This window comes from Anabaena sp. PCC 7938, assembly GCF_049315035.1.
GTDB lineage: Bacteria > Cyanobacteriota > Cyanobacteriia > Cyanobacteriales > Nostocaceae > Anabaena > Anabaena cylindrica.
Genome location: NZ_CP186034.1, coordinates 393,878 through 416,020, shown reverse-complemented (window position 1 = coordinate 416,020; position 22,143 = coordinate 393,878). Strand labels below are relative to the sequence as shown.

General features: G+C 39.6%; 20 protein-coding genes and 1 tRNA gene. 8 read left to right on the top strand and 13 right to left on the bottom strand.

What is annotated here, in order from left to right; all coding sequences use genetic code 11:
* The first annotated feature begins 406 nt into the window (after nt 1–406).
* From gmd to ACOWPH_RS02050, 3 genes are all read left to right on the top strand, one after another.
* On the top strand, nt 407–1,486 hold the full coding sequence (gene gmd / locus ACOWPH_RS02060) for a GDP-mannose 4,6-dehydratase (protein ID WP_015213757.1): 1,080 nt from the start codon (nt 407–409) through the stop codon (nt 1,484–1,486).
* A gap of 23 nt (nt 1,487–1,509) precedes the next feature.
* Nucleotides 1,510–2,454, top strand: coding sequence for a GDP-L-fucose synthase family protein (locus ACOWPH_RS02055; protein ID WP_015213756.1), 945 nt, complete (start codon nt 1,510–1,512; stop codon nt 2,452–2,454).
* Nucleotides 2,455–2,678: 224 nt separating this feature from the next.
* On the top strand, nt 2,679–3,287 hold the full coding sequence (locus ACOWPH_RS02050; protein ID WP_015213755.1) for a 5-formyltetrahydrofolate cyclo-ligase: 609 nt from the start codon (nt 2,679–2,681) through the stop codon (nt 3,285–3,287).
* A gap of 3 nt (nt 3,288–3,290) precedes the next feature.
* On the opposite strand, the gene ACOWPH_RS02045 is transcribed toward ACOWPH_RS02050, so the two are convergent.
* The 4 genes from ACOWPH_RS02045 to ACOWPH_RS02030 form a co-directional block, all read right to left on the bottom strand.
* Nucleotides 3,291–3,364, bottom strand: a tRNA-Pro gene (locus ACOWPH_RS02045).
* A 120-nt stretch (nt 3,365–3,484) separates the two neighbouring features.
* Nucleotides 3,485–3,850 carry a DUF1818 family protein gene (locus ACOWPH_RS02040; RefSeq protein WP_015213754.1) on the bottom strand — a complete coding sequence of 122 codons (366 nt, stop codon included), beginning with the start codon at nt 3,848–3,850 and terminating at the stop codon, nt 3,485–3,487.
* 7 nt (nt 3,851–3,857) lie between these two features.
* A complete protein-coding gene (locus ACOWPH_RS02035; protein ID WP_422665662.1) occupies nt 3,858–4,376 on the bottom strand; it encodes a hypothetical protein in 519 nt (172 codons plus the stop codon).
* Between the two features lie 281 nt (nt 4,377–4,657).
* Nucleotides 4,658–4,894 carry a DNA-directed RNA polymerase subunit omega gene (locus ACOWPH_RS02030; protein WP_015213752.1) on the bottom strand — a complete coding sequence of 79 codons (237 nt, stop codon included), beginning with the start codon at nt 4,892–4,894 and terminating at the stop codon, nt 4,658–4,660.
* 107 nt (nt 4,895–5,001) lie between these two features.
* Here ACOWPH_RS02030 and ACOWPH_RS02025 point away from each other — a divergent pair, with 107 nt between their 5' ends.
* Nucleotides 5,002–5,547 (top strand): hypothetical protein, encoded by a 546-nt coding sequence (locus tag ACOWPH_RS02025; protein WP_015213751.1) that lies wholly within the window; start codon nt 5,002–5,004, stop codon nt 5,545–5,547.
* A gap of 16 nt (nt 5,548–5,563) precedes the next feature.
* Here ACOWPH_RS02025 and ACOWPH_RS02020 read toward each other — a convergent pair whose 3' ends face one another.
* On the bottom strand, nt 5,564–6,715 hold the full coding sequence (locus ACOWPH_RS02020; protein WP_015213750.1) for an extracellular solute-binding protein: 1,152 nt from the start codon (nt 6,713–6,715) through the stop codon (nt 5,564–5,566).
* 565 nt (nt 6,716–7,280) lie between these two features.
* Here ACOWPH_RS02020 and ACOWPH_RS02015 point away from each other — a divergent pair.
* Nucleotides 7,281–7,655 carry a hypothetical protein gene (locus ACOWPH_RS02015; protein ID WP_015213749.1) on the top strand — a complete coding sequence of 125 codons (375 nt, stop codon included), beginning with the start codon at nt 7,281–7,283 and terminating at the stop codon, nt 7,653–7,655.
* Here ACOWPH_RS02015 and cobT read toward each other — a convergent pair.
* From cobT to ACOWPH_RS02000, 3 genes are all read right to left on the bottom strand, one after another.
* A complete protein-coding gene (gene cobT, locus ACOWPH_RS02010; RefSeq protein ID WP_015213748.1) occupies nt 7,632–8,762 on the bottom strand; it encodes a nicotinate mononucleotide-dependent phosphoribosyltransferase CobT in 1,131 nt (376 codons plus the stop codon). The two genes, ACOWPH_RS02015 and cobT, sit on opposite strands and share 24 nt — an antisense overlap.
* 82 nt (nt 8,763–8,844) lie before the next feature.
* Complete coding sequence (locus ACOWPH_RS02005; RefSeq protein WP_015213747.1) at nt 8,845–9,579, bottom strand: DUF2232 domain-containing protein; 735 nt, start codon at nt 9,577–9,579, stop codon at nt 8,845–8,847.
* 13 nt (nt 9,580–9,592) lie between these two features.
* Nucleotides 9,593–10,291 (bottom strand): Crp/Fnr family transcriptional regulator, encoded by a 699-nt coding sequence (locus ACOWPH_RS02000; protein WP_015213746.1) that lies wholly within the window; start codon nt 10,289–10,291, stop codon nt 9,593–9,595.
* A 414-nt stretch (nt 10,292–10,705) separates the two neighbouring features.
* Between ACOWPH_RS02000 and ACOWPH_RS01995 the strand changes: the two genes are divergently transcribed.
* Together ACOWPH_RS01995 and ACOWPH_RS01990 are read left to right on the top strand one after the other, a co-directional pair.
* A complete protein-coding gene (locus ACOWPH_RS01995; protein ID WP_096713171.1) occupies nt 10,706–15,175 on the top strand; it encodes a hypothetical protein in 4,470 nt (1,489 codons plus the stop codon).
* Between the two features lie 448 nt (nt 15,176–15,623).
* Nucleotides 15,624–16,331: a sugar transferase gene (locus tag ACOWPH_RS01990; protein ID WP_015213743.1), complete on the top strand. Its 708-nt coding sequence runs from the start codon at nt 15,624–15,626 to the stop codon at nt 16,329–16,331.
* Nucleotides 16,332–16,392: 61 nt separating this feature from the next.
* Here ACOWPH_RS01990 and ACOWPH_RS01985 read toward each other — a convergent pair whose 3' ends face one another.
* Entirely contained in the window at nt 16,393–17,226 is an 834-nt protein-coding gene (locus ACOWPH_RS01985; RefSeq protein ID WP_015213742.1) for a carbohydrate ABC transporter permease, read from the bottom strand.
* A gap of 150 nt (nt 17,227–17,376) precedes the next feature.
* On the opposite strand from ACOWPH_RS01985, the gene ACOWPH_RS01980 reads away from it, so the two are divergent.
* Nucleotides 17,377–19,023: a metallophosphoesterase family protein gene (locus ACOWPH_RS01980; RefSeq protein WP_015213741.1), complete on the top strand. Its 1,647-nt coding sequence runs from the start codon at nt 17,377–17,379 to the stop codon at nt 19,021–19,023.
* A gap of 122 nt (nt 19,024–19,145) precedes the next feature.
* On the opposite strand, the gene ACOWPH_RS01975 is transcribed toward ACOWPH_RS01980, so the two are convergent.
* The 4 genes from ACOWPH_RS01975 to ACOWPH_RS01960 form a co-directional block, all read right to left on the bottom strand.
* Complete coding sequence (locus tag ACOWPH_RS01975) at nt 19,146–19,361, bottom strand: NAD(P)H-quinone oxidoreductase subunit O (protein ID WP_015213740.1); 216 nt, start codon at nt 19,359–19,361, stop codon at nt 19,146–19,148.
* A gap of 277 nt (nt 19,362–19,638) precedes the next feature.
* On the bottom strand, nt 19,639–20,598 hold the full coding sequence (locus ACOWPH_RS01970) for a hypothetical protein (RefSeq protein WP_015213739.1): 960 nt from the start codon (nt 20,596–20,598) through the stop codon (nt 19,639–19,641).
* A 268-nt stretch (nt 20,599–20,866) separates the two neighbouring features.
* Nucleotides 20,867–21,700 (bottom strand): DNA-formamidopyrimidine glycosylase, encoded by an 834-nt coding sequence (locus ACOWPH_RS01965; RefSeq protein ID WP_015213738.1) that lies wholly within the window; start codon nt 21,698–21,700, stop codon nt 20,867–20,869.
* A gap of 133 nt (nt 21,701–21,833) precedes the next feature.
* A complete protein-coding gene (locus ACOWPH_RS01960) occupies nt 21,834–22,052 on the bottom strand; it encodes a photosystem I reaction center subunit IV (RefSeq protein ID WP_015213737.1) in 219 nt (72 codons plus the stop codon).
* Nucleotides 22,053–22,143 lie beyond the last annotated feature (91 nt).

The following is a 22,143-nucleotide window of genomic DNA, read 5'->3' as shown; positions in this document are numbered from 1 at the left end:
ATTGTTGAAGCAGCACTTCATACGGAAATGCTTTAAGAACATACAGCAGGAGTCAGGAGTCAGGAGTCAGGAGTAAAACTGGCTTTGTGTATAGGTTTGAATTTAGATTTTGTACCTCCTAACTACACAAACTGCTGTAAATTTTATTCAGTCTTTATAAAAATCAATAATCAATGAAATTTTGGCAAAGATTTGAAAAATCACCAAATTATACTCAGAGCTTAACCCCAGATCATGAGAGAATGAGTTGTTAAAGTACTTTTTATTAAGTATATTGGTCTACATTTAAGTTTTGATAGCAACTAAGACTTGTATGTTTATAATCAGACAGTTTTAGCAATGATTCACCAACGTATTTGTTATATCCGGTAACTTTTACAACATCAATAACAAGGAATAATTGGGAATGACACAACAAAAACGAGCTTTGATTACTGGTATCACTGGTCAGGATGGTTCATATCTGAGTGAGTTTTTGCTAGAACAAGGTTATGAAGTTCACGGTATTATTCGTCGGACTTCTACCTTCAACACAGACCGTATTGATCACATCTACGAAGATCCTCATAAAGATGGGGTCAAATTATTACTTCACTATGGCGACTTGACAGACGGTACTACACTGCGCCGGATCTTAGAAGAAGTCAAGCCTGTAGAAATTTATAACCTGGGCGCTCAATCTCATGTCAGAGTCAGCTTTGATTCACCAGAATATACAGTAGATGCGGTTGGCATGGGAACCCTACGTTTATTAGAAGCTATCCGTGATTACCAGCAACGGACAGGGATTCAAGTCAGGTTCTACCAAGCCGGTTCCTCGGAAATGTACGGCTTAGTACAAGCCGTACCTCAAAGTGAGACCACACCCTTTTATCCTCGGAGTCCGTATGCTTGTGCTAAAGTTTACGCCCACTGGCAAACAGTGAATTATCGTGAATCTTACAACTTGTTTGCTTGTAATGGCATTCTGTTTAACCACGAATCTCCTCGTCGAGGTGAAACCTTTGTTACACGTAAAATTACTAGAGCAGTTGCCCGTATTTTTGCCGGGAAACAAAAAAATATATACATGGGAAATTTGGATGCCAAGCGAGATTGGGGCTACGCCAAAGATTACGTAAAAGCTATGTGGTTGATGTTGCAGAAAGACGAGCCAGATGATTACGTGATTGCTACGGGTGAAACTCACTCGGTGCGCGAATTTCTCGATTTGGCTTTTGGCTATGTGAATCTCAATTGGGAAGATTATGTGGAGTTTGATGATCGTTATCTGCGCCCGGCTGAAGTAGATTTGTTAATCGGTGATCCTACCAAGGCACAAAAAAAGTTAGGTTGGAAACCTTCTGTAACTTTCCCAGAACTTGTATCCTTGATGATGGAAGCTGACTTGCAAGCTTTGGGTTACACTTCCCCTAATGGAGATGGTTCACAACAACCCAAAGATATTGCTACTACTCGTCAGGAACTAGGCGCTCTCCACTTTTGATTTATACCCCTAAGGATAAAAATATGACTGCCTTAGAACTAAAAAATAAACGGATTCTGGTGACGGGTGGGGCTGGGTTTCTAGGTCGTCAAGTGATAGATCAGCTTTGCAAAGCTGGGGCTGATCGTGAGAAAATTACAGTAACGCGATCGCATGATTGTGATTTGCGGGTCTGGGAAAATTGCCAGCGTGCAGTTGACCAACAAGATATTGTTATTCATCTAGCTGCTCATGTTGGCGGTATCGGCCTCAACCGCGAAAAACCCGCAGAGTTATTTTACGATAACTTGATGATGGGAACCCAGCTAATTCATGCTGCCTATCAAGTGGGTTTAGAAAAATTTGTCTGTGTTGGTACTATCTGCGCTTATCCCAAATTCACACCAGTTCCATTTAAAGAAGAAGACCTCTGGAATGGCTATCCAGAAGAAACTAATGCTCCCTATGGAGTTGCAAAAAAAGCCCTTTTAGTTCAGCTGCAATCTTATCGACAGCAGTACGGTTTTAATGGTATTTACTTGCTACCAGTGAACTTATATGGGCCTGAAGATAATTTTGACCCCAGAAGTTCCCACGTTATTCCAGCGTTAATTCGCAAAGTTCACGAAGCCCAAGTTAAGGGAGAAAAGCAACTTCCTGTTTGGGGTGATGGTTCTCCTACCCGTGAATTTCTGTATTCAGAAGATGCCGCACGGGGGATAATCATGGGTACTCAATTATACAATGACTCTGACCCAATTAATTTAGGAACAGGTTATGAAATCTCTATCAAGGATTTAATTAATCTGATTTGTGAATTAATGGAATATGAAGGGGAAATTGTTTGGGAAACTGAGCAACCCAATGGTCAACCACGACGCTGTTTAGATACCGAAAAAGCAAAGCAAGCCTTTGGATTTACTGCTCAAGTTAGCTTCCAACAAGGGCTAAAGAATACCATTGACTGGTATCGTCAACACGCTGCATAGGTAAAAAAGCAGGAGTTTGATCTCGTTCCCAGTCTCCGACTGGGAATGCCATCACAGAGGCTCTGCCTCGTTGTCAGCAAAAAGCTTTCTAGAATTGATTCCCATACAGAGTATGAAAATGAGAACAGGACTTACGCAAGATGTGACCGCAAACCTGATCCTTCCGTAGCAGTAATTCATGAATTACCGCTACTTTCGTTGTGTTATGCGTAAGTCCTAAAGAAATGAAAAACTTTGATTCAAACATCAAAAATTGGACATTGCCAAAAACTGATTTACAGCTAAATAAGACAAAACTCCGGCGTAACCTGCTCAAACAACGTCAATCTCTGAGCGTAGAAGAGTGGAGAGAAAAGAGCGATCGCATTTGTTTACAAATCCAAACCTCAATTCAGTTTACCCAAGCAACCACTATCCTGGCCTATTTCAGCTTTCGTCAAGAACCTGACCTCAGTCCACTTTTTACAGACTCTCAACACCGTTGGGGATTTCCTCGCTGTGTGGGTCAGTCCCTATCTTGGCACTTATGGGAACCTCGTGATCCGCTTCAAAGTGGCAATTATGGCATTAATGAACCCCATTCAGAAGCACCAATCATCCACCCTGATGAAGTAGATTTAATTCTCGTTCCTAGCGTAGCTTGCGATCAACAAAAATACCGTTTAGGTTATGGTGGTGGATATTATGACCGTTTGTTGAGTTCTCCAGCTTGGACTAAAAAACCTACCCTGGGCGTGGTTTTTGACTTTGCCTATTTATCTCAACTACCTGTTGCAAATTGGGATAAACCGTTACAATCTGTGGTAACTGAAGTGAAACTACATCACATTTAAAAATCGGAGCGGCGGGATTCGAACCCACGACCTCCACTACCCCAAAGTGGCGCGCTACCAAGCTGCGCTACGCCCCGGTTACTTAACTTGAAATTTTAGATTTTTGGATTAGGGATTATTCCAAACTTAAGCATCTAAAATTAATTAAGTCACTCCTACGAGAGTAACATGAGTTTCAGGAAAATAGCAAGCCTCTTTCAAAAGATTTTTAGCATTACCGTAGCTTGCAATAAACCTGGTACAGCCTCAGCTTCCCATTTACCTTCTACACCCCTGCCTGTATTGAGGATAAAGCGTAAATTATAGGAGTTGGGATAGCCTTCTACCTCCATCCACAATAAATTGCTTTCAGCTTCACAGGCGATTTTTTCTTCATCCATTAATTCTGTGGCTAAATGCTTCATTGTCTCTCCCAGCTGGTTTAATAGCCGACAAAAATCATTTAATTCAATTTCGGTTAATTCTATCGCCCAGTCGTCTGTACCTACTAAGCCTTTAAATTCTGCTGCGTCGGGATTCCAGCCTATACGCCAACCTTTACCGCTTTTTATGATTTTGTACATGGTTTTTTTAACGCAGAGGAACGCGGAGAGGTTTTAGGATAGGCGGGTTGAAGATATCGACAAGAACTTGGACTAGTTGATTGCGTTGGTTGCGGGTGAGTTTGGTGATGGCGGTGCGATCGCTCTCTAGTGGATTTTGCTTTAAGGAATCATTACCTGGATAGGAGGCTTCATAGATAGTTTCATTTGCATTTAAGTAATCTGCCAAAGTTAATTTCCAATCTAAGCGATATATGGGCGATCGTCCTTTCACATAAATGTGGTAACGAATCATCCGACTAGCTAAGGTGTTTTTTTCGGCAACCTTGCCAGTGTCTTTGCTTATATATTGGTTTTCTTTGGGCAGGTTTGGTAATTGCTGGTAAACCACTTGCCAAACATCGCTAGGGCTGATTCTCTGAGCTACAGCAGGTGAGATGCTAGGAAAATTTGAGCTTCCTAAACCCAAGGTAATTACACTCACTGCAATCAAGATAATTATCAGTCCTGAGTTGAACTGCAAAAATAAAAATTTTTTCTTATTCATCTCCAAACCTTTATGGGCGTGGTTTCCCCAGCCTAGATTGTATTGCGTCTTACAGAAAACCTATGAGTAGTTAAACAAAAAGGGAATCGGGGAGTAAAAACCAGGAAAAAATTTTCCCAATCCCGTGTAAATTATCAATACCTTGTCCAAATCGAAAAAAGTCTTGATTTGTAGGTTGGGTTGAGGTACGTTCACGTAGTGTGCCGGAGGCATAACCCAACAAATGCGTCGGGTTGCGCTGTCGCTTAACCCAACCTACAAAAAATCGACAAGGTATTGAATTATAATTCGCCGATAATCTCTGGTTGAGTCATTTCATCAGACATCTCAATAATTGCTCTGAGTACGGGTTTCATCATCACATCTTCGTTATTTTCAAAGTCTTCATAACGCCGACGCTTGGCACGATTTGCCACTTGAACTGTAATCCGATAGCGATTTGAGGCGGCGCTAATGAGATCCTCAGCACGGTGCATAATCTGAGACTGGGTTGTCTCGAACTTGGAACGCTTCAGCATAGTTAGTGTTTGTTGGGATTCTTCCTCAGTTTAGCAGTACTTATGGAAGCTGAGAGATTTGAATCACATAATATTAGAAGGATACAGAATTTTTTTCAGATGCGCTTATGTCTAAATACAACGTAGTTACTGGACAGAAATCTCTTTCGCTCATACTGAGCTTAAGTCTTAGCACCTTTGCTATTTTACCCACCCTTCCCTCACGGGCTGAAAGTATACCCCAGCCTTCTGATGCACCACTGGAACTGAATGTACTCACTAAGCCCACAGATTCTGTGATTACAGCTAACACTATCAACCCTAAAAACTTAACCATTCCTAGTTTATGGTGGGCAAAGGAAAATTCCGAAAATAAACTTCTAGATAACTGGATAGCATACCCAGCTTCTGAAAAAGAAACAGCCCGTGTAGACTTGATTGTGAATCAGCAAGTTTGGAGCTTACTAGACTATTTAGAGCGATATAAATTCGTTAACGGATTGGGTAGCATGGCTAGGAATTTTGGTTATAACATCCGAGTTTTTAATTATCAACAGGAAATGTTAGCAACTTATACTTGTAATTCGGGGAAAAGTCCAGCTTTATGTAATATCAAAATGAGTATTCAAAGTAAATTAGGGTTACGTCAAAATCTCCAGTTAACTGGAGAATAAAATTCAGTATTAACAATTAACTTGCATTTTTCATCTTGATAAATAAAGACTCATATTGCTTTGTTGCTGCTGGTGACAAGGGTAATAAAAATTCGCTTTTGTCAAAAACTTCCGGGTTTGTCAATAACAGATTTTCTAATTGTTTTTGGATATCAGCAGCAACAATATTTTTTGCTATTGGCGAATTAGTTTTAGTCAGTACGGCAATTTTTTTGGCTATATTTGGTTGCCAACAAAAATCAATCCATTGGGATGCTAAAGCTCTTTTATCAACTCCTGCGGGACTTACCCATAAGTCTGCCCAAATTGCTGTTCCTGATTGGGGAATTACTGCGGTCAGTTTTGGATAACGACTGAGTAAAGGTATCACATCATTTGACCAACCTACTGCTAACCAAGTATCCCCGGTGATGAGAGGTTCTAGATATGTAGTGGAGTCATAGAATTTTACTTGTTGATTTAATGCCTTTAATTCTGCCTCTAAGGAGGGAATTTGGTCAAGATTTTCTGTATTATATGATTGTCCCAGTTTCTTTAAAACCAGACCAATTATTTCTCTGGGGTGATTGAGCAGAGAAATGTGCGATCGCAATTCACTACGCCATAAATCACTCCAATCTTTTGGTTGCCAATCTAATTTTTGGAACTTTTCCCGATTATAAACAATTACCGTATTACCCCAGCGATAAGGCGCACCCCAAACTTGTCCTTGAGGGTTAACATTACCTTGCTTGTCTCGTGTTACTAGTTGTTGCCACTTTTGCTCTAAAACAGGCCATTGTTTAATTTTTTCTGTTTGTAATGGTTGAATTAGTTTCTGTTCAATTGCCGCTTTTAGCCAATAGTCTCCTAATGTCACCAAGTCTGATTTAGATGTTGTTTGACTTTGGTTGAACGGGATATAACGCTTCCATACCTCTTGATTATCAGTTTTTGGTTGCTGCCAAGTTTGTAATTTCCGAAATAGATCATAAATTTGATCAATGGGGACAAATTTTGATTTTACCTCTGACTGCAAACTTTTGTGAAACTGATTAACCACTTGAGGAGGTATAGAACCTTTTAACAACTGTACATTGAGTTGTATTTGGTTTTTACCATTACACCCAATTAGGAGTTGGGAAACTACGAATCCGCTTGTACCTACCAAAAAAGACCGTCGATCCATTGATTTTTTACTTTGGGACTATAATGAACTTTTCTAAATAAATTTAAGTTGTTGATCTGATGATTGAGCAAATAGCGGTGTAACTTTCTAATTTTAGACTTTTGGGATAGATTTTCAAGGTAATACCATCTAACAATTGCCAGTATAAATCGCAATTCTCTATGAACTCGAATTTAATCATCTTTATTGACTAAACCACATCTACTTTGAAACCAATAGTTTTTTCTTAATCGGGTTTTGTTCCTAAATCCTTTACTCTTCCCTGTTCCCTTTTGAAAAACTCCAGTTGTCAACTTGGATGAGGTTTATTTTGATGAAATATAAATAAATCCTAAAGAATTAACCAATTTTTAGCATAGTTTATGTCAATAAACGTAAAATATCTAACTTCTTTTGCCTAAAAACGTGAGCAAACCGTTGATATTTGTGGAATTGTATGTATAAATGATAATTTTAGTGAGCAAACTACTCAAAACATCTGAAAGATTAAATAAATCATAAATATTTTTAACATCGGAAGTAAATTGAATAACATAGAGAAACTATTTTGTGATCAAGGTATTAAATGGAGCCGTTACAAAAACAAATACTGAATTTGAGCGAAAAGGTAGATGCTATCTATCAGGTGATTGAAAAGCTTGACAGGAAACTATCTCAGGGTTTGTCTGATTGCTTTTTAGAGCAAAAACAGCCAAAAGACAATTATCTAGAAAATCATGAAGTTGAACTTTATAAGTTTAGAGGACGGAGCAGTTGGAATGCTGATTTAGAGCATAAGGATGTATTGATAGATGGTATTTATCCAGATATTAATCCCCAAGCTGGAGACAAGCAAATAACGCCAGAAATTCAAATCCAAAGACTGACAGCGCAATTAACAGCAGCTTATAATCGCATTGCGGCTCTGGAGGAGCAACTACTGCGAGAGCGAATTCACTAATTGGTCAAGTTGGGCTTCAATAGCTGCTAAAAGTTGTTCTTGCTGCCAATTTTGATTTAGATAGGCAGCGATACAAGCGGCTCCAGCACCAACACCTTCTTTAACAAAACCCTGCTCATAAGCTCGGAGTTGGGGATAACGAGAATCAGCAAAACTTAACTTTGTCGCCAAGAGGGGAGGAGTTTCTTTGCCCCAACTAACGCTATTTTTACCTAAACTGAGGGCTAAATCAACGGTAGCCCCAGTAGGATCTTCTGCTACCCAACGAGTCGTACCAACGACTATAGCTTCTGGTTGCCAAGATAAAGAGTAAGATTGAGCGATCGCTTGAGCCAGAGCATAAACAGCCAGCATTTGTGTACCACCAGCTAATAGAACTCCACAACGACGACTAGCTGCGATCGCCATCCCAGCTACCACCACTTGCATAGGATCTCCCACCGCTGCTACAAGCGATAGAGGATCAATAGGATTTTGATTTTGAACTTTCTCTAAACCGGCTTGCACCACAGCCAACTTTTGCTCATGGTTACAAACAGGATGACTACTGTTAACTTTACCTACAGCATCAATCCCTAAACCAGTTAAAATTGCCAACGCAGTCGTAGTACCACCCACAACGCACTCACTTAAAATTAAATAACTCTGTGAAAGATTAGCACTCAGTTGAGAACCCCAACGTAAACCCTGTGCCAACAAATGTTTTACCGTAGCCAATTCCATAGCTACACCTGTACTTAAACATCTAGCGATCGTACCACCCAAATCAATAATTGGCACAGATGGAAGCTGTGGTAAACCCGCATTAAATAAATAAACTGGTAACTTCAAACCAGCCACTACAGCACGAGAAATCAGCACAGGAGAAGCGCCAGCAGTCAAAGGTGGTAGGGGATACTTAGGCTGATGTGCAGCACCATAATACAAAAACTCAGCATCAGCACAAGCCGTATACCGTCGATCCTCTGGAGTCAAACCAGCCGCCGAAATTCCGGGTAGCAAAGCAGTTTCTGTAAAACCCAAAACACAAGCAAACACAGGAAGACTACCACAATAACTTTTTAACCATGCTTCACCCTGTGCAATTTCCGTATAAATCTTAATCATAGTCAGGCGTTTAAAGTACAGAGTGCTGAATTTTGAATAATTCTTAATTACGAATTACGAATTACGAATTACGAATTACGAATTAACCCTCATAATCCATCAGCACTTGTACCCAACGTGGAGGACGGGGAATAGGATTTCCCAAACGATCTAAAAGTAACCATGCGGCCAGATGTACTACAAACAAATAAATCAAATTGTTAAATGCAACTAAAAGCACCGCACCCACTTGGATAAAAAATACACTTGGAGTGGCCAATATTTCCAACTTCAGGAAAATCCACTCAATGATTTCTGTCACCTGGTTAATCACATAAACCCACAGATCTTCACCAGATAACACTGACAGCAACCACAAGCGAAAAAACACACCCAATGTACCCAACAACATACCTAAAGTAATCGAGACAATCCAGGGTACACGGCGATGCCAAGTCGCCCCCAATAGAACACCCATCAAAGCAAAGGGCATCACAAACAAAATACTGCGAACTGGCCCCATCAGCACCGCTAACAGTAAGCCGGAAGTCACAGCAGCCATCCATGCAGCACGTTTACCCCAGCGTAAGTAAACCAGAGCGATGGGAACAGGAAAAAATATTCGTAACACTGGCCCTAAGGGAAAATAGAAATTAATAAACCAAATCAAACTAGCAGTACTAGCTAAAAATGCTGTTTCTACCATCCTCAAAGGTGCATCAACCTGAAGTTGGGGGCGTTTCAACTGCTTTTGTTTATCTAACTGATTATTGGGGGTTGATGATACAGGAGATGGGTTTTCCTCCGGTTCATCTGGCAGAGAATCTAAAATATTCATACTGAACAAGGTGTTAAATAATCATTTTTTCCAAAGCTGACACATCGGGGATGCACATAACATCTTGCTCCCGTACAATCAAGCCTTTTTTTTCCAGCCTTGTCAATACACGTGTCACTGTTTCCCGTGCCAGACCACTTAAACTACTCAATTCCCGGTGAGGTAAATTGGGAATTTCTGTGCCTGTCTGTCCTCTTTTTCCCTGTCCTTCTGCCAAAAATAGCAAGGTATCTGCCACCCGCGATTGACTATCCGATTCTCGCAGGCGTAACCGCCGATTTACTTGTCGTAACCGTCTCGCCATTAATTGCGCCAATCTGAGTCCTGCTAAAGGTTCTGTTTGCAACAACTTGACAAAATCTTGAGCAGGCATACTTCCAATCATTGTTTGAGTCAGAGTAATAACATCAGTAGAACGGGGAACTTCATCTAGTGCCGCCATTTCACCAAATAATTCTCCATGCCCAATAATATTTAGTGTTACCTCTTTTCCTTCTAAATTGTAGGTACGGATTTTTACCCATCCATCTACAATAAAATACACAGAACCACCCCAGTCATTTTCTAGCAAAATTACTTGATTGGCAGGGTGGGTACGGGTAACAAGATGGGAGAGGGCTGTTTCCACAATAGATTCAGGCAACCCTTCAAAAAAGGGCGCTGAAGTGATCCAGTTATGAGCGGATGTCTGCAAGCTATATCGATCTTCCATTAGGACATATTTATTAAAGCTGCTATCAACTGAACAAGCAAGATCGTGTTTTAAGTCCAAGCTATAAAATTACAGCCGCTTTTTAAAGGGAAACTAAACTATGTTACACAAGAAAACGACCAGATAATTTTTTCTTAGCAATCTTTATTTTCTCTTAGTGTTTGCTCATTACGGACACATGATTTATTCTTAAGTTCAAAGTATAACATTAAGGATGTATTCTACACTTAACAAAGTCCAAAATTGGGTGACCTGCCTGAAAAGGGAGCAAACCCTGAGGATCAAGTTGCATCTCCCACTAATTCATAACATAATTGCCCTCAGAAGTCTGAGCAATAACTTTTGCCACTGAGAACTTCTGTAATCGTAAATACCATAAAAATCAAAGTACATTTCTAAATAAGGTAATTTAACGTGACTTCCCGTGCAGATGAAATTCACAAGCTGATTGCAGACATTGACAACTTACTGTCTAACAGTGGCAATCGTCTCTCTAAACTGCTGTCTGGTCAAGGACAAGAAGACAAAGACGTTTTACAACGAGTGCGAGACTTTCTTGTAAGACTCGACGAAAGTGAGGAATCAGAAGAAAGCAGCGTCCCCAAGCAGTCTGAAACTCCACCATTATCATCTTTGTTGACGAGGTTTGTGGAGCAAGAGCAGAACCAATCAGCCTCACATTCCTTTCCATCACAACAAGAACAAAGTAATTTTACCGCAGGGCAATTCAAAGATGAAATTTCGTTTTTGCTTCAGCCCTTACAAGCAGAATTATCAGGATTGCTGGAAGAAAGAGCTGCTCTTGTCAAGGAAATTAGGCAGCTAGAGCAAAAGCGACTGCAAAACTATTCCTTAACACAGCAGTTAGCGAACCAAGAGCAGATAATTTCTGAATTTTTGCAAGTGCTAATCAGTCGCTTAGTGCCAAATTTATTACCACATTTGACACGAACTTCGCCTAATCCTCCCGGTTTGTTAACAGATGAACAAAAGCAAGAAGCATTAAATTCTGCTATGCAACCTATTTTGGGTTCAGCGGAGGAGACAGATCGATTAGCTACTCTGGCAAGGGAGTTAGATCAACGCTTGCTATCACTAGACGGAACCGTCAATGTTGTCTTTGGTTCACTAGAGCGTAACATCACCACTTATCATCAGTCTTTATCCCAAGCACTGGCAAAAATGCACAGTCAGGGAATCCAAGGTGAACAGTTGATGGCAAATTTTTTGAATAATTTGACTCAGCATTTACAACAACAATCTTCAGATGCTCAATCTTTTCTGTTTGGTGTAGATACTCAAACAGTATCATCGTCATGGTTAGACGTACAGCCAGCGTCTGATAATTCGGAGGAATTAATTCAGGATATTGCTACTGAGACAGAAGAATATTCTACTGTGGAAAATCTGGATACAGTGTTGTCACAACTGACAGCAGATGATTCACTAGCTTCAGTTACTGCCACTTTTATTGTTCCCAATGAATTACCAACAGAGGGTGCTGTTGAAGAAGAACTAATCCAGAATATTGCTGCTGAGACAGAAGAATATTCCACTGTGGAAAATCTGGATACAGTGTTGTCACAACTGACAGCAGATGATTTACCAGCTTCAGTTACTGCCACTTTTAATGTCCCCAATGAATTACCAACAGAGGGTGCTGTTGAAGAAGAACTAATCCAGAATATTGCTGCTGAGACAGAAGAATATTCCACTGTGGAAAATCTGGATACAGTGTTGTCACAACTGACAGCAGATGATTTACCAGCTTCAGTTACTGCCACTTTTAATGTCCCCAATGAATTACCAACAGAGGGTGCTGATGATGTAGATCAACTTTATGCAAGTTTGTTTGGTGGTGAAGAGACTCCCAAACCAACAGATGCGATTATTTTGCCTGTGGTAACAACAGGTGATATATCTACTTCAGAAACTGATTCTCCATTAGCATCTCAGATTGTCGATAGTATATCCTTATCTCCAATTATTCAGGAGCAACAGGAGGATGATTTGGTGTTGTCAGAAGAGGAGATATCTACTTCAGAAACTGATTCTCTATTAGCATCTCAGATTGTCGATAGTATATCCCCATCTCCAATTATTCAGGAGCAACAGGAGGATGATTTGTTGCTGTTGTTAGATTCTGTTGATCAACAAGATTTAAATCTTTTATCAGAGAGTTCTGGTACTTTCATAGAACCAACAGAGCAACTATCTGAGTTATGGGGAGAATCATTGTTAGCAGAGGAGACGCAGCCACAGGTAGAATTTGCCAGCATTTCTACAGTCCTCGAATCTCAGCCAGATAGCAGTGATACAATTACAGTCCTGACTGACTTATTGGTTGATGCCAGCAGTGACGAACAACTTCCATCCCTCGATGCTCCAGAAACGATAGTAGAAGAGACGTCCATCATTTCTTCTGCCGGGGAAGACAAAGATTTAGTAGCCACTTATATTTCTGCTTCACCACAGGAAAATTTACTGTATTTAGAAAATACGGAAACGGAAGGTGTGCCAGATATTGTTCTGGATGCAGTTCAGTTGCAGCAATTGAATCAAGATTTAGCTAATTTTAATTGGCAGTTAAATTCTGACTCGGAACAGACAACAAATTCAGAAAGTTTACAAAATTCATTTTCAGAAAGTTTGCAAAATTCGTTGGATGATAGTCAGTATCTGCTAAGTACAGGTTGGCCGATGGCGGAATCTCCTGGCAGCGAACAAACAGAGAATATACCAATAGTGGCAGTTTCTAATCTAGATATTCCCCAAGCTGAATTAGATTTGAGCCAAAATACTGAAAAAAAAAAGGAAGGTACTATTTCGGAACCCGAAGATGCTTTGTTTGTCAGTGACATTTTGAGTGATGATTCTCAGGTGAATATCAATGATCTAGAAGCCGTTTGGTATTTAGGTATTGATTTGGGAACAACGGGAATTTCTGCGGCGCTGTTAAATCATTCCAGGTTGGTTGTTTATCCAATTTACTGGTCAGCAGAAACCCAACTAGGCGAAACTGCTTTTGAGCAATCATTTCGTTTACCGGCAGAGGTTTATCTACCTACGGCGAGTATTCCCCACTCAGAGGCTGAAAGTGCGGAAACCGGGGGGGTGGCACAGGCACAAATATCTGATCATGTGGCTCAAAATTCTACTGGCTCTCGATCTACGTCAGAACTACAACAACATCTTTATTCTGCCCATTTAAAGCCTTATTTACACGTGGCTATTCCCTATAAAAATACGCAACAGAAATGGGAACCAGTATTACAATTGAATGAATTTTCTGCGGGGCCTTTGATTTGGGTGGTGCGATCGCTCTCTAAATTACTATTAACTCTCAAGTCGGCTCAAGCTAGTACTACTCCAGCTTTAATTGCTCATGCTGTGGGTATAGATATGGAAACTTTTGCTCACATCATTAATAAAGTTACGGGTATTATCTGTACTTGTCCATCTAGTTGGTCAGAACAATATCGCTTTAATGTGCGAGAAGCCATACTCACAAGTAAGCTCGTATCCCATCCCCAACAAATATTTTTTGTTGAAGAAGCGATAGCTAGTCTACTCCCAGAACTTGATCCTGCTAATAATTTAAAATCAGTCCAATTAAATGAAAATCAGGGTTTGCATCCTTTAAAAACCAGCGAAATTCCTATCCAGGGTAACACCCTAGCACTAAATATTGGCGCAACTGCCACAGAAATGGCATTAGTCGATTTACCCACAGACTTGAGCCAATTAACATACAGAGATTTCATGCTCCATAGTTTTGCCTATGCTGGTAAAGCCATTGAGCAAGATATCATCTGTCAGTTACTACTACCACCAAAATCGCGCCAACCCCGTGGGCAAATACAAGTTGATAGCAACACCTCTAATGGTCATCCTTCTCTGCGAGAAATTCCTGGTTTAGACCAAATACAGTGGTCTAGTTTGAGTTGGGAAGGGTTAGAACTACCGCGAGTTGGGGAACCAGATATTTCTGCCCGTATCCGTTTCCAGCAAAGGTTAGAGAGTTCTTTGCTAGGACAAGCTTTATTAGATACTGCCTTGAGTCTGAAGCTAATTTTGCAGCACCAAGAATCTTTTACCCTAGAATTAGCCGACCAATGTTGGATATTGCAGCGACGAGATTTAGAAAGCCAAGTTTTTGTACCTTATGTGCGTCGTCTCAACCGTGAACTCAATAAATTATTAGTAGCTCGTGGTATCCCTACAGAAGCTATTAACCAAGCAATTCTCTCTGGTGGAGTCGCTTCTATTGGTACAGTCAACCGTTGGTTAAGACAAAAACTTCCTAACGCTAAAATTACTCAAGATTTATATCTGGGCGAAAATGGCGCTCCTAATTGCAGTCGAGTTGCCTATGGTTTGGCTACGTTACCTCTGCATCCCCAGGTTTTAGAAATACCCAGGCAACAGTATACAGATTATTTCTTGTTTGCTGAATTGCTCAAACTTTTACCTGATAGCGTGCCGGAGGCATCAGCCATGCGTTCTCTATCTTTTGGTGAAGTTCTGCAATTATTTGAGAGTCGCGGTATTAATACTCGTATTTGTCAACAGCGGCTACTGGCTTTTTTAGAAGGTGAATTACCTGCGGGTATCATTCCTTACAGTAATAAAGACGATGTCTCAGATATTAGTACCACATTAAACCCTCTGTGGTTGACAACAAGCTCCCAGGAAAATCCTGATTATCAAGCGATCGCATCCGCACCACTTTTTGAAAAACAAGGCAATCTTTCTTATCGTCCTAATTCTCAACAACTTCTATTTCTACGTCGCTATCTAGACGCTATTAAAGCTAGTACTCTGCAATCACTAGATGAACCACATACAGTTAATTTTTCTGTATCAAGAAATCCTGCTTATTAATATTGCAGAAAAAACTTCCTCCAAAAGGAATAGATTAAAGTACACCTGGAAAGATTTACGGAAATATTAATTGAATCTTCATGAATCATGCCTACTCTTGAGTAGAAACACTGTCTATTCACGAGTAGGTATCTATTTCAACACTACTTGGTTAAGGGCGGAAGAAAAAACCTTTACCCTTTACCCTTTAAGCCTTTTCCAAACAAACTCAAAATTTTCAGGCTCTTGTTCGAGGAATACTGGTATCTTTTATTTCATTAAAGGATTTTAACAGGTTTACACAAAAAACATCAAAAATTTAAAATTCCTTGGCTAAATTAAAAGATTGTATGAACTTATCTAGTTTTACTTTCTTCTTTCACAAAAAATTACTTATAGTGTGACTGTATTTAATAAAACTTACTTTAGTTGACAAAACTAAAAATGTAAGCAAACAACATTATTAATCATGTCCCTGTCTACTATTACAACTAAAACAATAAATTATACTGTGGCTAATTTAGGTGTTCTGAATCATCCGCACGTGGTTGACTTATCACCTCAGTCTAACCACCCATCAACTACTAGTTCGACAAAAAGACTCATTGACATTCTCGGAGCAATTGTTGGTTTAATAATTACATTACTGGTTTCAGTACCAGTAGCGATTATTACCTTAATTATTGATCCAGGCCCCATATTATATTCTCAAATCCGTTGTGGTCTCAACGGACGCACCTTTCGGATTTGGAAGTTCCGTTCTATGGTGGTTGATGCAGATAAACTGAAATCTATAGTCAAAAATCAAGCCAAAGGACACATTTTTAAATCTACTGATGATCCTCGTATTACTACCTTGGGTAAGTTTTTGCGACGTACTAGTTTAGATGAACTACCCCAATTTTGGAACGTCTTGATGGGAGATATGAGTATAGTTGGTACTCGTCCACCCACCCCCGACGAAGTCGTTCAATATGCACCTCATCATTGGGAAAGATTACGAGTCAAACCAGGAATAACTGGAGAATGGCAGACTCACGGACGTTCTAATATTAATGATTTTGAAACTATTGTCCACATGGATATAGACTATCAGCGTAAATGGTCTCTTACCTATGATTTGATGTTGATTTTTAAAACCATCTGGGTTGTATTACAGAGAAAAGGTGCTTATTAAAATAATTCGTAATTCGTAATTCGTAATTCGTAATTATTTATTTTCCCCTCTACTCCTCTGTCTATCCCTTGACACCGCTACCCGTATCGGTAGGGACAATAAACCTTTGTAAAAATAAAAACAATAACAACACTGGAGCAATAGAAATTACTGAACCAGCAGCTACCAATCGCCAATCTAGAGAAAACGTACCTGCTAATTTGGCAACTCCTAAGGGTAAAGTATATAAACTTTCATCTTGGATGACAATTAAAGGCCACAAAAAGTCACTCCAAGCGCCAATAAATACAAAAATAGCTAGGGTGATGAGTGCTGGACGAATAGCAGGTAACATCACGAACCACCACAATCCTAGCTCTGAACTGCCATCCATGCGGGCAGCTTCTTCTATTTCTTTGGGGACACTCATAAAAGCTTGTCTGAGTAAAAAAATCCCAAAAGCAGAAGCTAAACTGGGGAAGATAATGCCTAAATAACTATTTGTTAAGCCTAACTGGACTGTCAGAATATATAAAGGAATCATGACAATTTGGAAGGGAATCATAATTGTAGAAATAATGGCAAGAAAAATCCCATTTCTGCCTACAAATGACAATCTTGCTAAGGGATAAGCAGCTAAAGCACAAAATAGCAGATTTAATCCCACGGTCAGTAAAGACACCAGAATACTATTATATAAATATTGTCCAAAAGGTAGAGATTCCCAAACACGAGCGAAATTATCTAATGTAGGTTGACTTGGCCATAACTGCGGTGGTGACTGTAAGATATTTTCTGTAGACGATTTTAAGGCTGTACTAATTAGCCATAGTAAGGGGAAAAGGGTTAGGAGTGCGATCGCACTCAACAAACTGTATATGATGAAAGTTTGCAGTTGTGATTTTTTAAAATTCATATTTTTGTCTCACGCTTCAGGCGCAGAGGCACTCTAGAGGAATCAAAAATGTGGTCTAAATAGATGATCGGGAAAATTTCTCTAACAACTGTATCTATTTTGGTATTATGTCTTACGCTAGTAGGCGTGTGTTCCTGGGGGAAGATAATTATGATATCACCACCGCAACTGCTGACAGACCCATTTTTGCAACTACCAACAGAAAATTCTGTGCGCGTAGTCTGGTTTACAGAGTTTGCAGGTGATAAACACTTAGTTATTTACGGTGAAAAACTGGATAAAAGTTCAATTGCAAAAACTACTAAACTCAGCCGCACTAGAGAAGACCAACAATCAAGAGTAGCAAATCAAACTGAACCCGGACAAATTTATCAAAAACCAGTAAAACGTGAAATTTGGCGACACGAAGCCGAAGTTACAGAGTTAAACACTAATCTACGAGTTCCCTATCACGTCACCAGTATACGAGAAGATGGCGATCGCGCTACTAGCGAAATTTTTACTCTTGCACCTTCCCCAAAACCCGGTACACCTTTAAAAATTCTCCTTACCTCTGACCACCAGCTTAAACCAATGACGGCCGCAAATCTGCAAAAAGTGGTGGAAACAGTGGGAAGAGTTGACGGTGTATTGTTTGCAGGAGATTTAGTCAACGTTCCAGACCGCGCTTCAGAATGGTTTGATGATAATCGCGGAAATGCTTTATTTCCAGGTTTGCAGGGTCGCGCTAATTATCAAATGGAACATAATAACCTCAAGGTAACTTACACGGGTGGGAAAATTATTCAAAATGCACCTATGTTTACTTGCATTGGTAATCATGAAGTCATGGGGAGATTTGCTAGAACAGAAAGTTTAAATGATGAATTTAATGATACGATTCCCCGTGAAGTTGCTCAAAAATTGTATGGCGAAACATCTTTAAAAGATAATTATTTTAATACTGAAACCTACGAAGAAATTTTTACCTTACCCCAGAGTAAAGAAGGGGGTAAAACCTACTACGCGGTTACTGTTGGTGATATTCGCTTGGTAGTTTTATATATCACAAATATGTGGCGACATCCCCAATTAGATTCAAAAAGTAAGGGTAGATATAGAGAGATAGAAAAAGATTTTAATCATCCTGAAAACTGGGGTTATGGACAGTTAATTTATGAGCCAATTTCTGAGAATAGTCAACAATATAATTGGCTGAAACAGGAATTAAAAAGTCCTGAATTTGAACAGGCAAAATATAAAGTTGTCATGTTCCACCATCCACCTCATACTTTAGGAGATAATATTGTTCCGGCTTATACTAATCCAGTAGCTATAATTGAAAGAGATAAAGAGGGAAATATCAAAGCAGTTCGTTATGAATATCCGAAAAATGCAGATTATATTATTCGTGATGTGATTCCTTTATTAGAAGCTGCTAAAGTGCAGTTAGTATTTTATGGACATTCCCATTTATGGAATCGCTTTGTTAGTTCCAGTGGAATGCACTTTTTAGAAACTTCTAATGTTGGTAATTCTTACGGTGCTGCTTGGGGTGAAAGAAAGCGAGAAGTACCAACAGGCTATCAAGAAGATTATACTGAAATTGGCGATCCTAATGGTTTAAAACCAGTGTTACCAAGCATTGCACCATTATTAGGAGAAGATGGTAAACCGATATCTTATATTGCTAGTAATGATATTACCGTTTTCAGCATTTTCAACACCGGAACAGGTGCTATTAGCAGCTATCGCTTTGATACCAGAAAACCCAATTCTGAAGTTATTAAGTTTGATGAATTCCAGATTAATAGGTGATTGGTAAGAGTTATTTACTAGTTACCAGTTAATCAGACATAAATCAATCAATTAGGTAAGGTGGGTAATACCCACCACAAGTAAGACCTCAAGTGTATAAATTCAGCACAATGCTGGAAAGCTTATTTAAACTCTTCCAACTGTTCCAACTTTAACCAAATATTGGGTGTTGCTACTTTTCCAAACTTAACCAAAGCGTAATCACCCTTGATATCGACAATTTCCCCTTGGCTATCAAACAAATAAGCAGGGAAGCGAGAATCACTAGCTTTAGCTTCTATACTATTTTCTAACTTTTCGCGGATAGCGCGAACCATATTTCCTTTTTTAACTGCCATGAGTTCCCCTCGTTCCAAAATAAACGCGTTTACTCAAAATTTTATCTTGCTCCCAGACCCAAAGGCATAATTTCTTTGCTCAAATAAGATAACCGCCTACTCTCAGGTAAGCGGTTGAGGAGATTTTATGTCGTTTATTGCTAGATAGTTCTTCCTTATCAAGCCGATAATAACAAATCTAAAACCTGTTGTCAACCCTCCCCATACTCTATATTCTGAACTTTGATTAATTTTCAAATTATTTTGGAAATTGCTGATTTGTCAATTTTCCCATCAATTATTGGGCAAATCTAGCTAATAATTCCTCACGAGATAATTGTAGAAGCAAAGGAGTAAATTCTTCCCTGGTCATGGCTATCAAAAACTCGATAATTTTTGCTAACTCTGAATCAACTTCCCCAAAACGTACTTGCATGATACTTTCAATCATAGCGCGTCGTTCTCTTTCTACACCTTCTTGTCGCCCTTCTTGTCGCCCTTCTTGTCGCCCTTCTTGTCGTCCTTCCTGGAGTCCTTGTTTTTTTAGTTCTTCCAATTGTTGTTGATACATTTCTGATAGTTTCATAATCAACTCCTGGTCATCTTTATCAATATCTTGTTCTTGACGTTGACGAGCCGATAAAACAGCAATCAGGTCATGTACTAATTGTATAATATGGGAAAGGAACGGGCTGTTTTTAGGTATTGCTTCTAATTCTTCAACTGCTTTTCGTTGGACTTTCCCTTTACCTAATATCCTGAGAAACAGGGTTTCTGGTGTGCTGGGGAGTTGATGAATAGCAATAATTACGGTTTTTAAACCCTCTCCTAAAAAATAAATGCCTTTACTCCAGTTTTCTTCATCGACTGTAGTATTAAAACTTGCTAGGAGTTCCACTGAAGCGGTAGGAGAAAAAATCCACAACCGGGGTAATTCTGCCTCATTTATACGGGTATTGTTGCGGTTAGATTGACGCTCTATGTCCGCATGAATGTCAAATAATTTACCCATACAACTGCGAATTTCGCTTTTGGTGACTGCATTGCGGAATGGCTCAAATATAGCATAATTTGTCGCCATTCGTCCTAGTAGTCCGAGTATTTCTAGACTTTGTGTAGGTTGAGGTGAAGGAATAAATAAAACGTCAATTTGTCTTACTTCTGCTGTGATATCTTTGCTGGTTTCTACTTGACCGTAAGGTGTTAATAGTTCCGTTAGATATTGTTTTGCAAATTGATCATGTATAAAGCGAGTCATTCAAGTTGATTTAAAGACAGAAATATTAATTTTACACTCTTTGGATAAGAGACTTCCAAATAGAAAATATCCCAAAATTTCTTGTGGTGCAGGACGAAAAGCCTGCTAATAATACAAGGACGGGCAGGATGCCCATCCCACAAGATTGGATAGCGAAGCGCTGCTGCAAGCAGTTCATCTTTTTTGTGGAGTTCTCTAAGATGTAGTAACAACGAAAATGTAGGGGTTTAGCAGCACTCGCTACGCAACATTAGTGTCAACTTAACCCTCATTTCTGACACTGAGAACAAAAATGACTAGATCGCCCGCCTAACTTAATACGCTGTATGACATTACCACAAACTTTACAAAGTTCCCCAGTGCGGTTGTAAACCCAAGCCTCACCACCATAATTACCGTTAACACCTTTAACGTTGAGGAAATTACTAAAAGTTGTCCCACCAGCGGCAATACTGGCAGATAAAACTTGAATAATTGCTGTTTTTAAAGGTTCAATTTGTTTGCTGCGTAATTCTGTGCAGATGGTTGTGGGTAAAATACCACTTTTAAACAAAGCCTCATCAGCATAAATATTACCTAATCCTGCAACTATCGACTGATCTAACAGGGCAGTTTTAATGGGACGGCGAGATTTTTGCAGTTTATTTGCTAAATATTCAACGGTGAACTCTGGTGAAAATGGATCTAATGCTAGTTTTGCTAAACCTGTGATGATGCTTTCGACAGGTACTCCAGAGGGAACATACCATATTTGCCCAAAAGTGCGCTGGTCAACAAAGCGTAATTCTTGATGTTCGCCAAAAAATAACCTGACCCTTGTGTGTTTGTGTAAGGGTTCATGGTTATTTTGCCATAATAATTGACCAGTCATTCGTAAATGAACACCTAGCCATGAAAGTGGGGAGAGTTCAGCTAAAAGATATTTACCCCGACGATGCCAAGATATAATGGCGCTTCCTTGAATATTTTCTATAAACTCGTGAACAGAAAACGGGTAGGCGACTGTGCGTTCTAGCAACACATCTCCCCCCGTGATCTTTTGGTTAAGGGTTAATTGATTTAAACCCCGTCGAACTGTTTCAACTTCAGGCAATTCAGGCATTTGCAGAGTAATTAGTGCTGGGTGTTGAGTTGGGAGTAAGACCGCAATAGTTAATTAAGGGCATGAAATCAGCATTTAACAGTTTACTGCTTTTCCATACTTTCAGACTCAACACTCAGCACTGTGATGTTGCTTACTTTTTAGCAGCAGCCTTAGCTTTGGGTGCTTCCACTTCGATTAATTCATCTACGGCGAAGTTATTGGTATTGATCCCAGAGTAATTGACATTGGAGAAGCGGACAATTACAGAGTATTTGATGCCGCTTTGATCTATAGATGCCACGGTTCCTACATCTTGAAACCAGTAGGATTCTGGGCGGAGGACGCGTACTTTAGAACCACGTTGAACCATGATTATCTTCCTTGTGAATTAATTAATCGCCAATAAATTAGGGCTAATTGTTTTCACTCTACAACCTGAAGGTCTTTGCTAGAGTGTTTGT

What these genes read in the sequence shown, in the direction of transcription:
- gmd (WP_015213757.1), top strand. Translation starts at nt 407, where the DNA reads ATGACACAACAAAAACGAGCTTTGATTACTGGTATCACTGGTCAGGAT.
- ACOWPH_RS02055 (WP_015213756.1), top strand. Translation starts at nt 1,510, where the DNA reads ATGACTGCCTTAGAACTAAAAAATAAACGGATTCTGGTGACGGGTGGG.
- ACOWPH_RS02050 (WP_015213755.1), top strand. Translation starts at nt 2,679, where the DNA reads ATGAAAAACTTTGATTCAAACATCAAAAATTGGACATTGCCAAAAACT.
- ACOWPH_RS02040 (WP_015213754.1), bottom strand. Translation starts at nt 3,850, where the DNA reads ATGTACAAAATCATAAAAAGCGGTAAAGGTTGGCGTATAGGCTGGAAT.
- ACOWPH_RS02035 (WP_422665662.1), bottom strand. Translation starts at nt 4,376, where the DNA reads ATGAATAAGAAAAAATTTTTATTTTTGCAGTTCAACTCAGGACTGATA.
- ACOWPH_RS02030 (WP_015213752.1), bottom strand. Translation starts at nt 4,894, where the DNA reads ATGCTGAAGCGTTCCAAGTTCGAGACAACCCAGTCTCAGATTATGCAC.
- ACOWPH_RS02025 (WP_015213751.1), top strand. Translation starts at nt 5,002, where the DNA reads ATGTCTAAATACAACGTAGTTACTGGACAGAAATCTCTTTCGCTCATA.
- ACOWPH_RS02020 (WP_015213750.1), bottom strand. Translation starts at nt 6,715, where the DNA reads ATGGATCGACGGTCTTTTTTGGTAGGTACAAGCGGATTCGTAGTTTCC.
- ACOWPH_RS02015 (WP_015213749.1), top strand. Translation starts at nt 7,281, where the DNA reads ATGGAGCCGTTACAAAAACAAATACTGAATTTGAGCGAAAAGGTAGAT.
- cobT (WP_015213748.1), bottom strand. Translation starts at nt 8,762, where the DNA reads ATGATTAAGATTTATACGGAAATTGCACAGGGTGAAGCATGGTTAAAA.
- ACOWPH_RS02005 (WP_015213747.1), bottom strand. Translation starts at nt 9,579, where the DNA reads ATGAATATTTTAGATTCTCTGCCAGATGAACCGGAGGAAAACCCATCT.
- ACOWPH_RS02000 (WP_015213746.1), bottom strand. Translation starts at nt 10,291, where the DNA reads ATGGAAGATCGATATAGCTTGCAGACATCCGCTCATAACTGGATCACT.
- ACOWPH_RS01990 (WP_015213743.1), top strand. Translation starts at nt 15,624, where the DNA reads ATGTCCCTGTCTACTATTACAACTAAAACAATAAATTATACTGTGGCT.
- ACOWPH_RS01985 (WP_015213742.1), bottom strand. Translation starts at nt 17,226, where the DNA reads ATGAATTTTAAAAAATCACAACTGCAAACTTTCATCATATACAGTTTG.
- ACOWPH_RS01980 (WP_015213741.1), top strand. Translation starts at nt 17,377, where the DNA reads ATGATATCACCACCGCAACTGCTGACAGACCCATTTTTGCAACTACCA.
- ACOWPH_RS01975 (WP_015213740.1), bottom strand. Translation starts at nt 19,361, where the DNA reads ATGGCAGTTAAAAAAGGAAATATGGTTCGCGCTATCCGCGAAAAGTTA.
- ACOWPH_RS01970 (WP_015213739.1), bottom strand. Translation starts at nt 20,598, where the DNA reads ATGACTCGCTTTATACATGATCAATTTGCAAAACAATATCTAACGGAA.
- ACOWPH_RS01965 (WP_015213738.1), bottom strand. Translation starts at nt 21,700, where the DNA reads ATGCCTGAATTGCCTGAAGTTGAAACAGTTCGACGGGGTTTAAATCAA.
- ACOWPH_RS01960 (WP_015213737.1), bottom strand. Translation starts at nt 22,052, where the DNA reads ATGGTTCAACGTGGTTCTAAAGTACGCGTCCTCCGCCCAGAATCCTAC.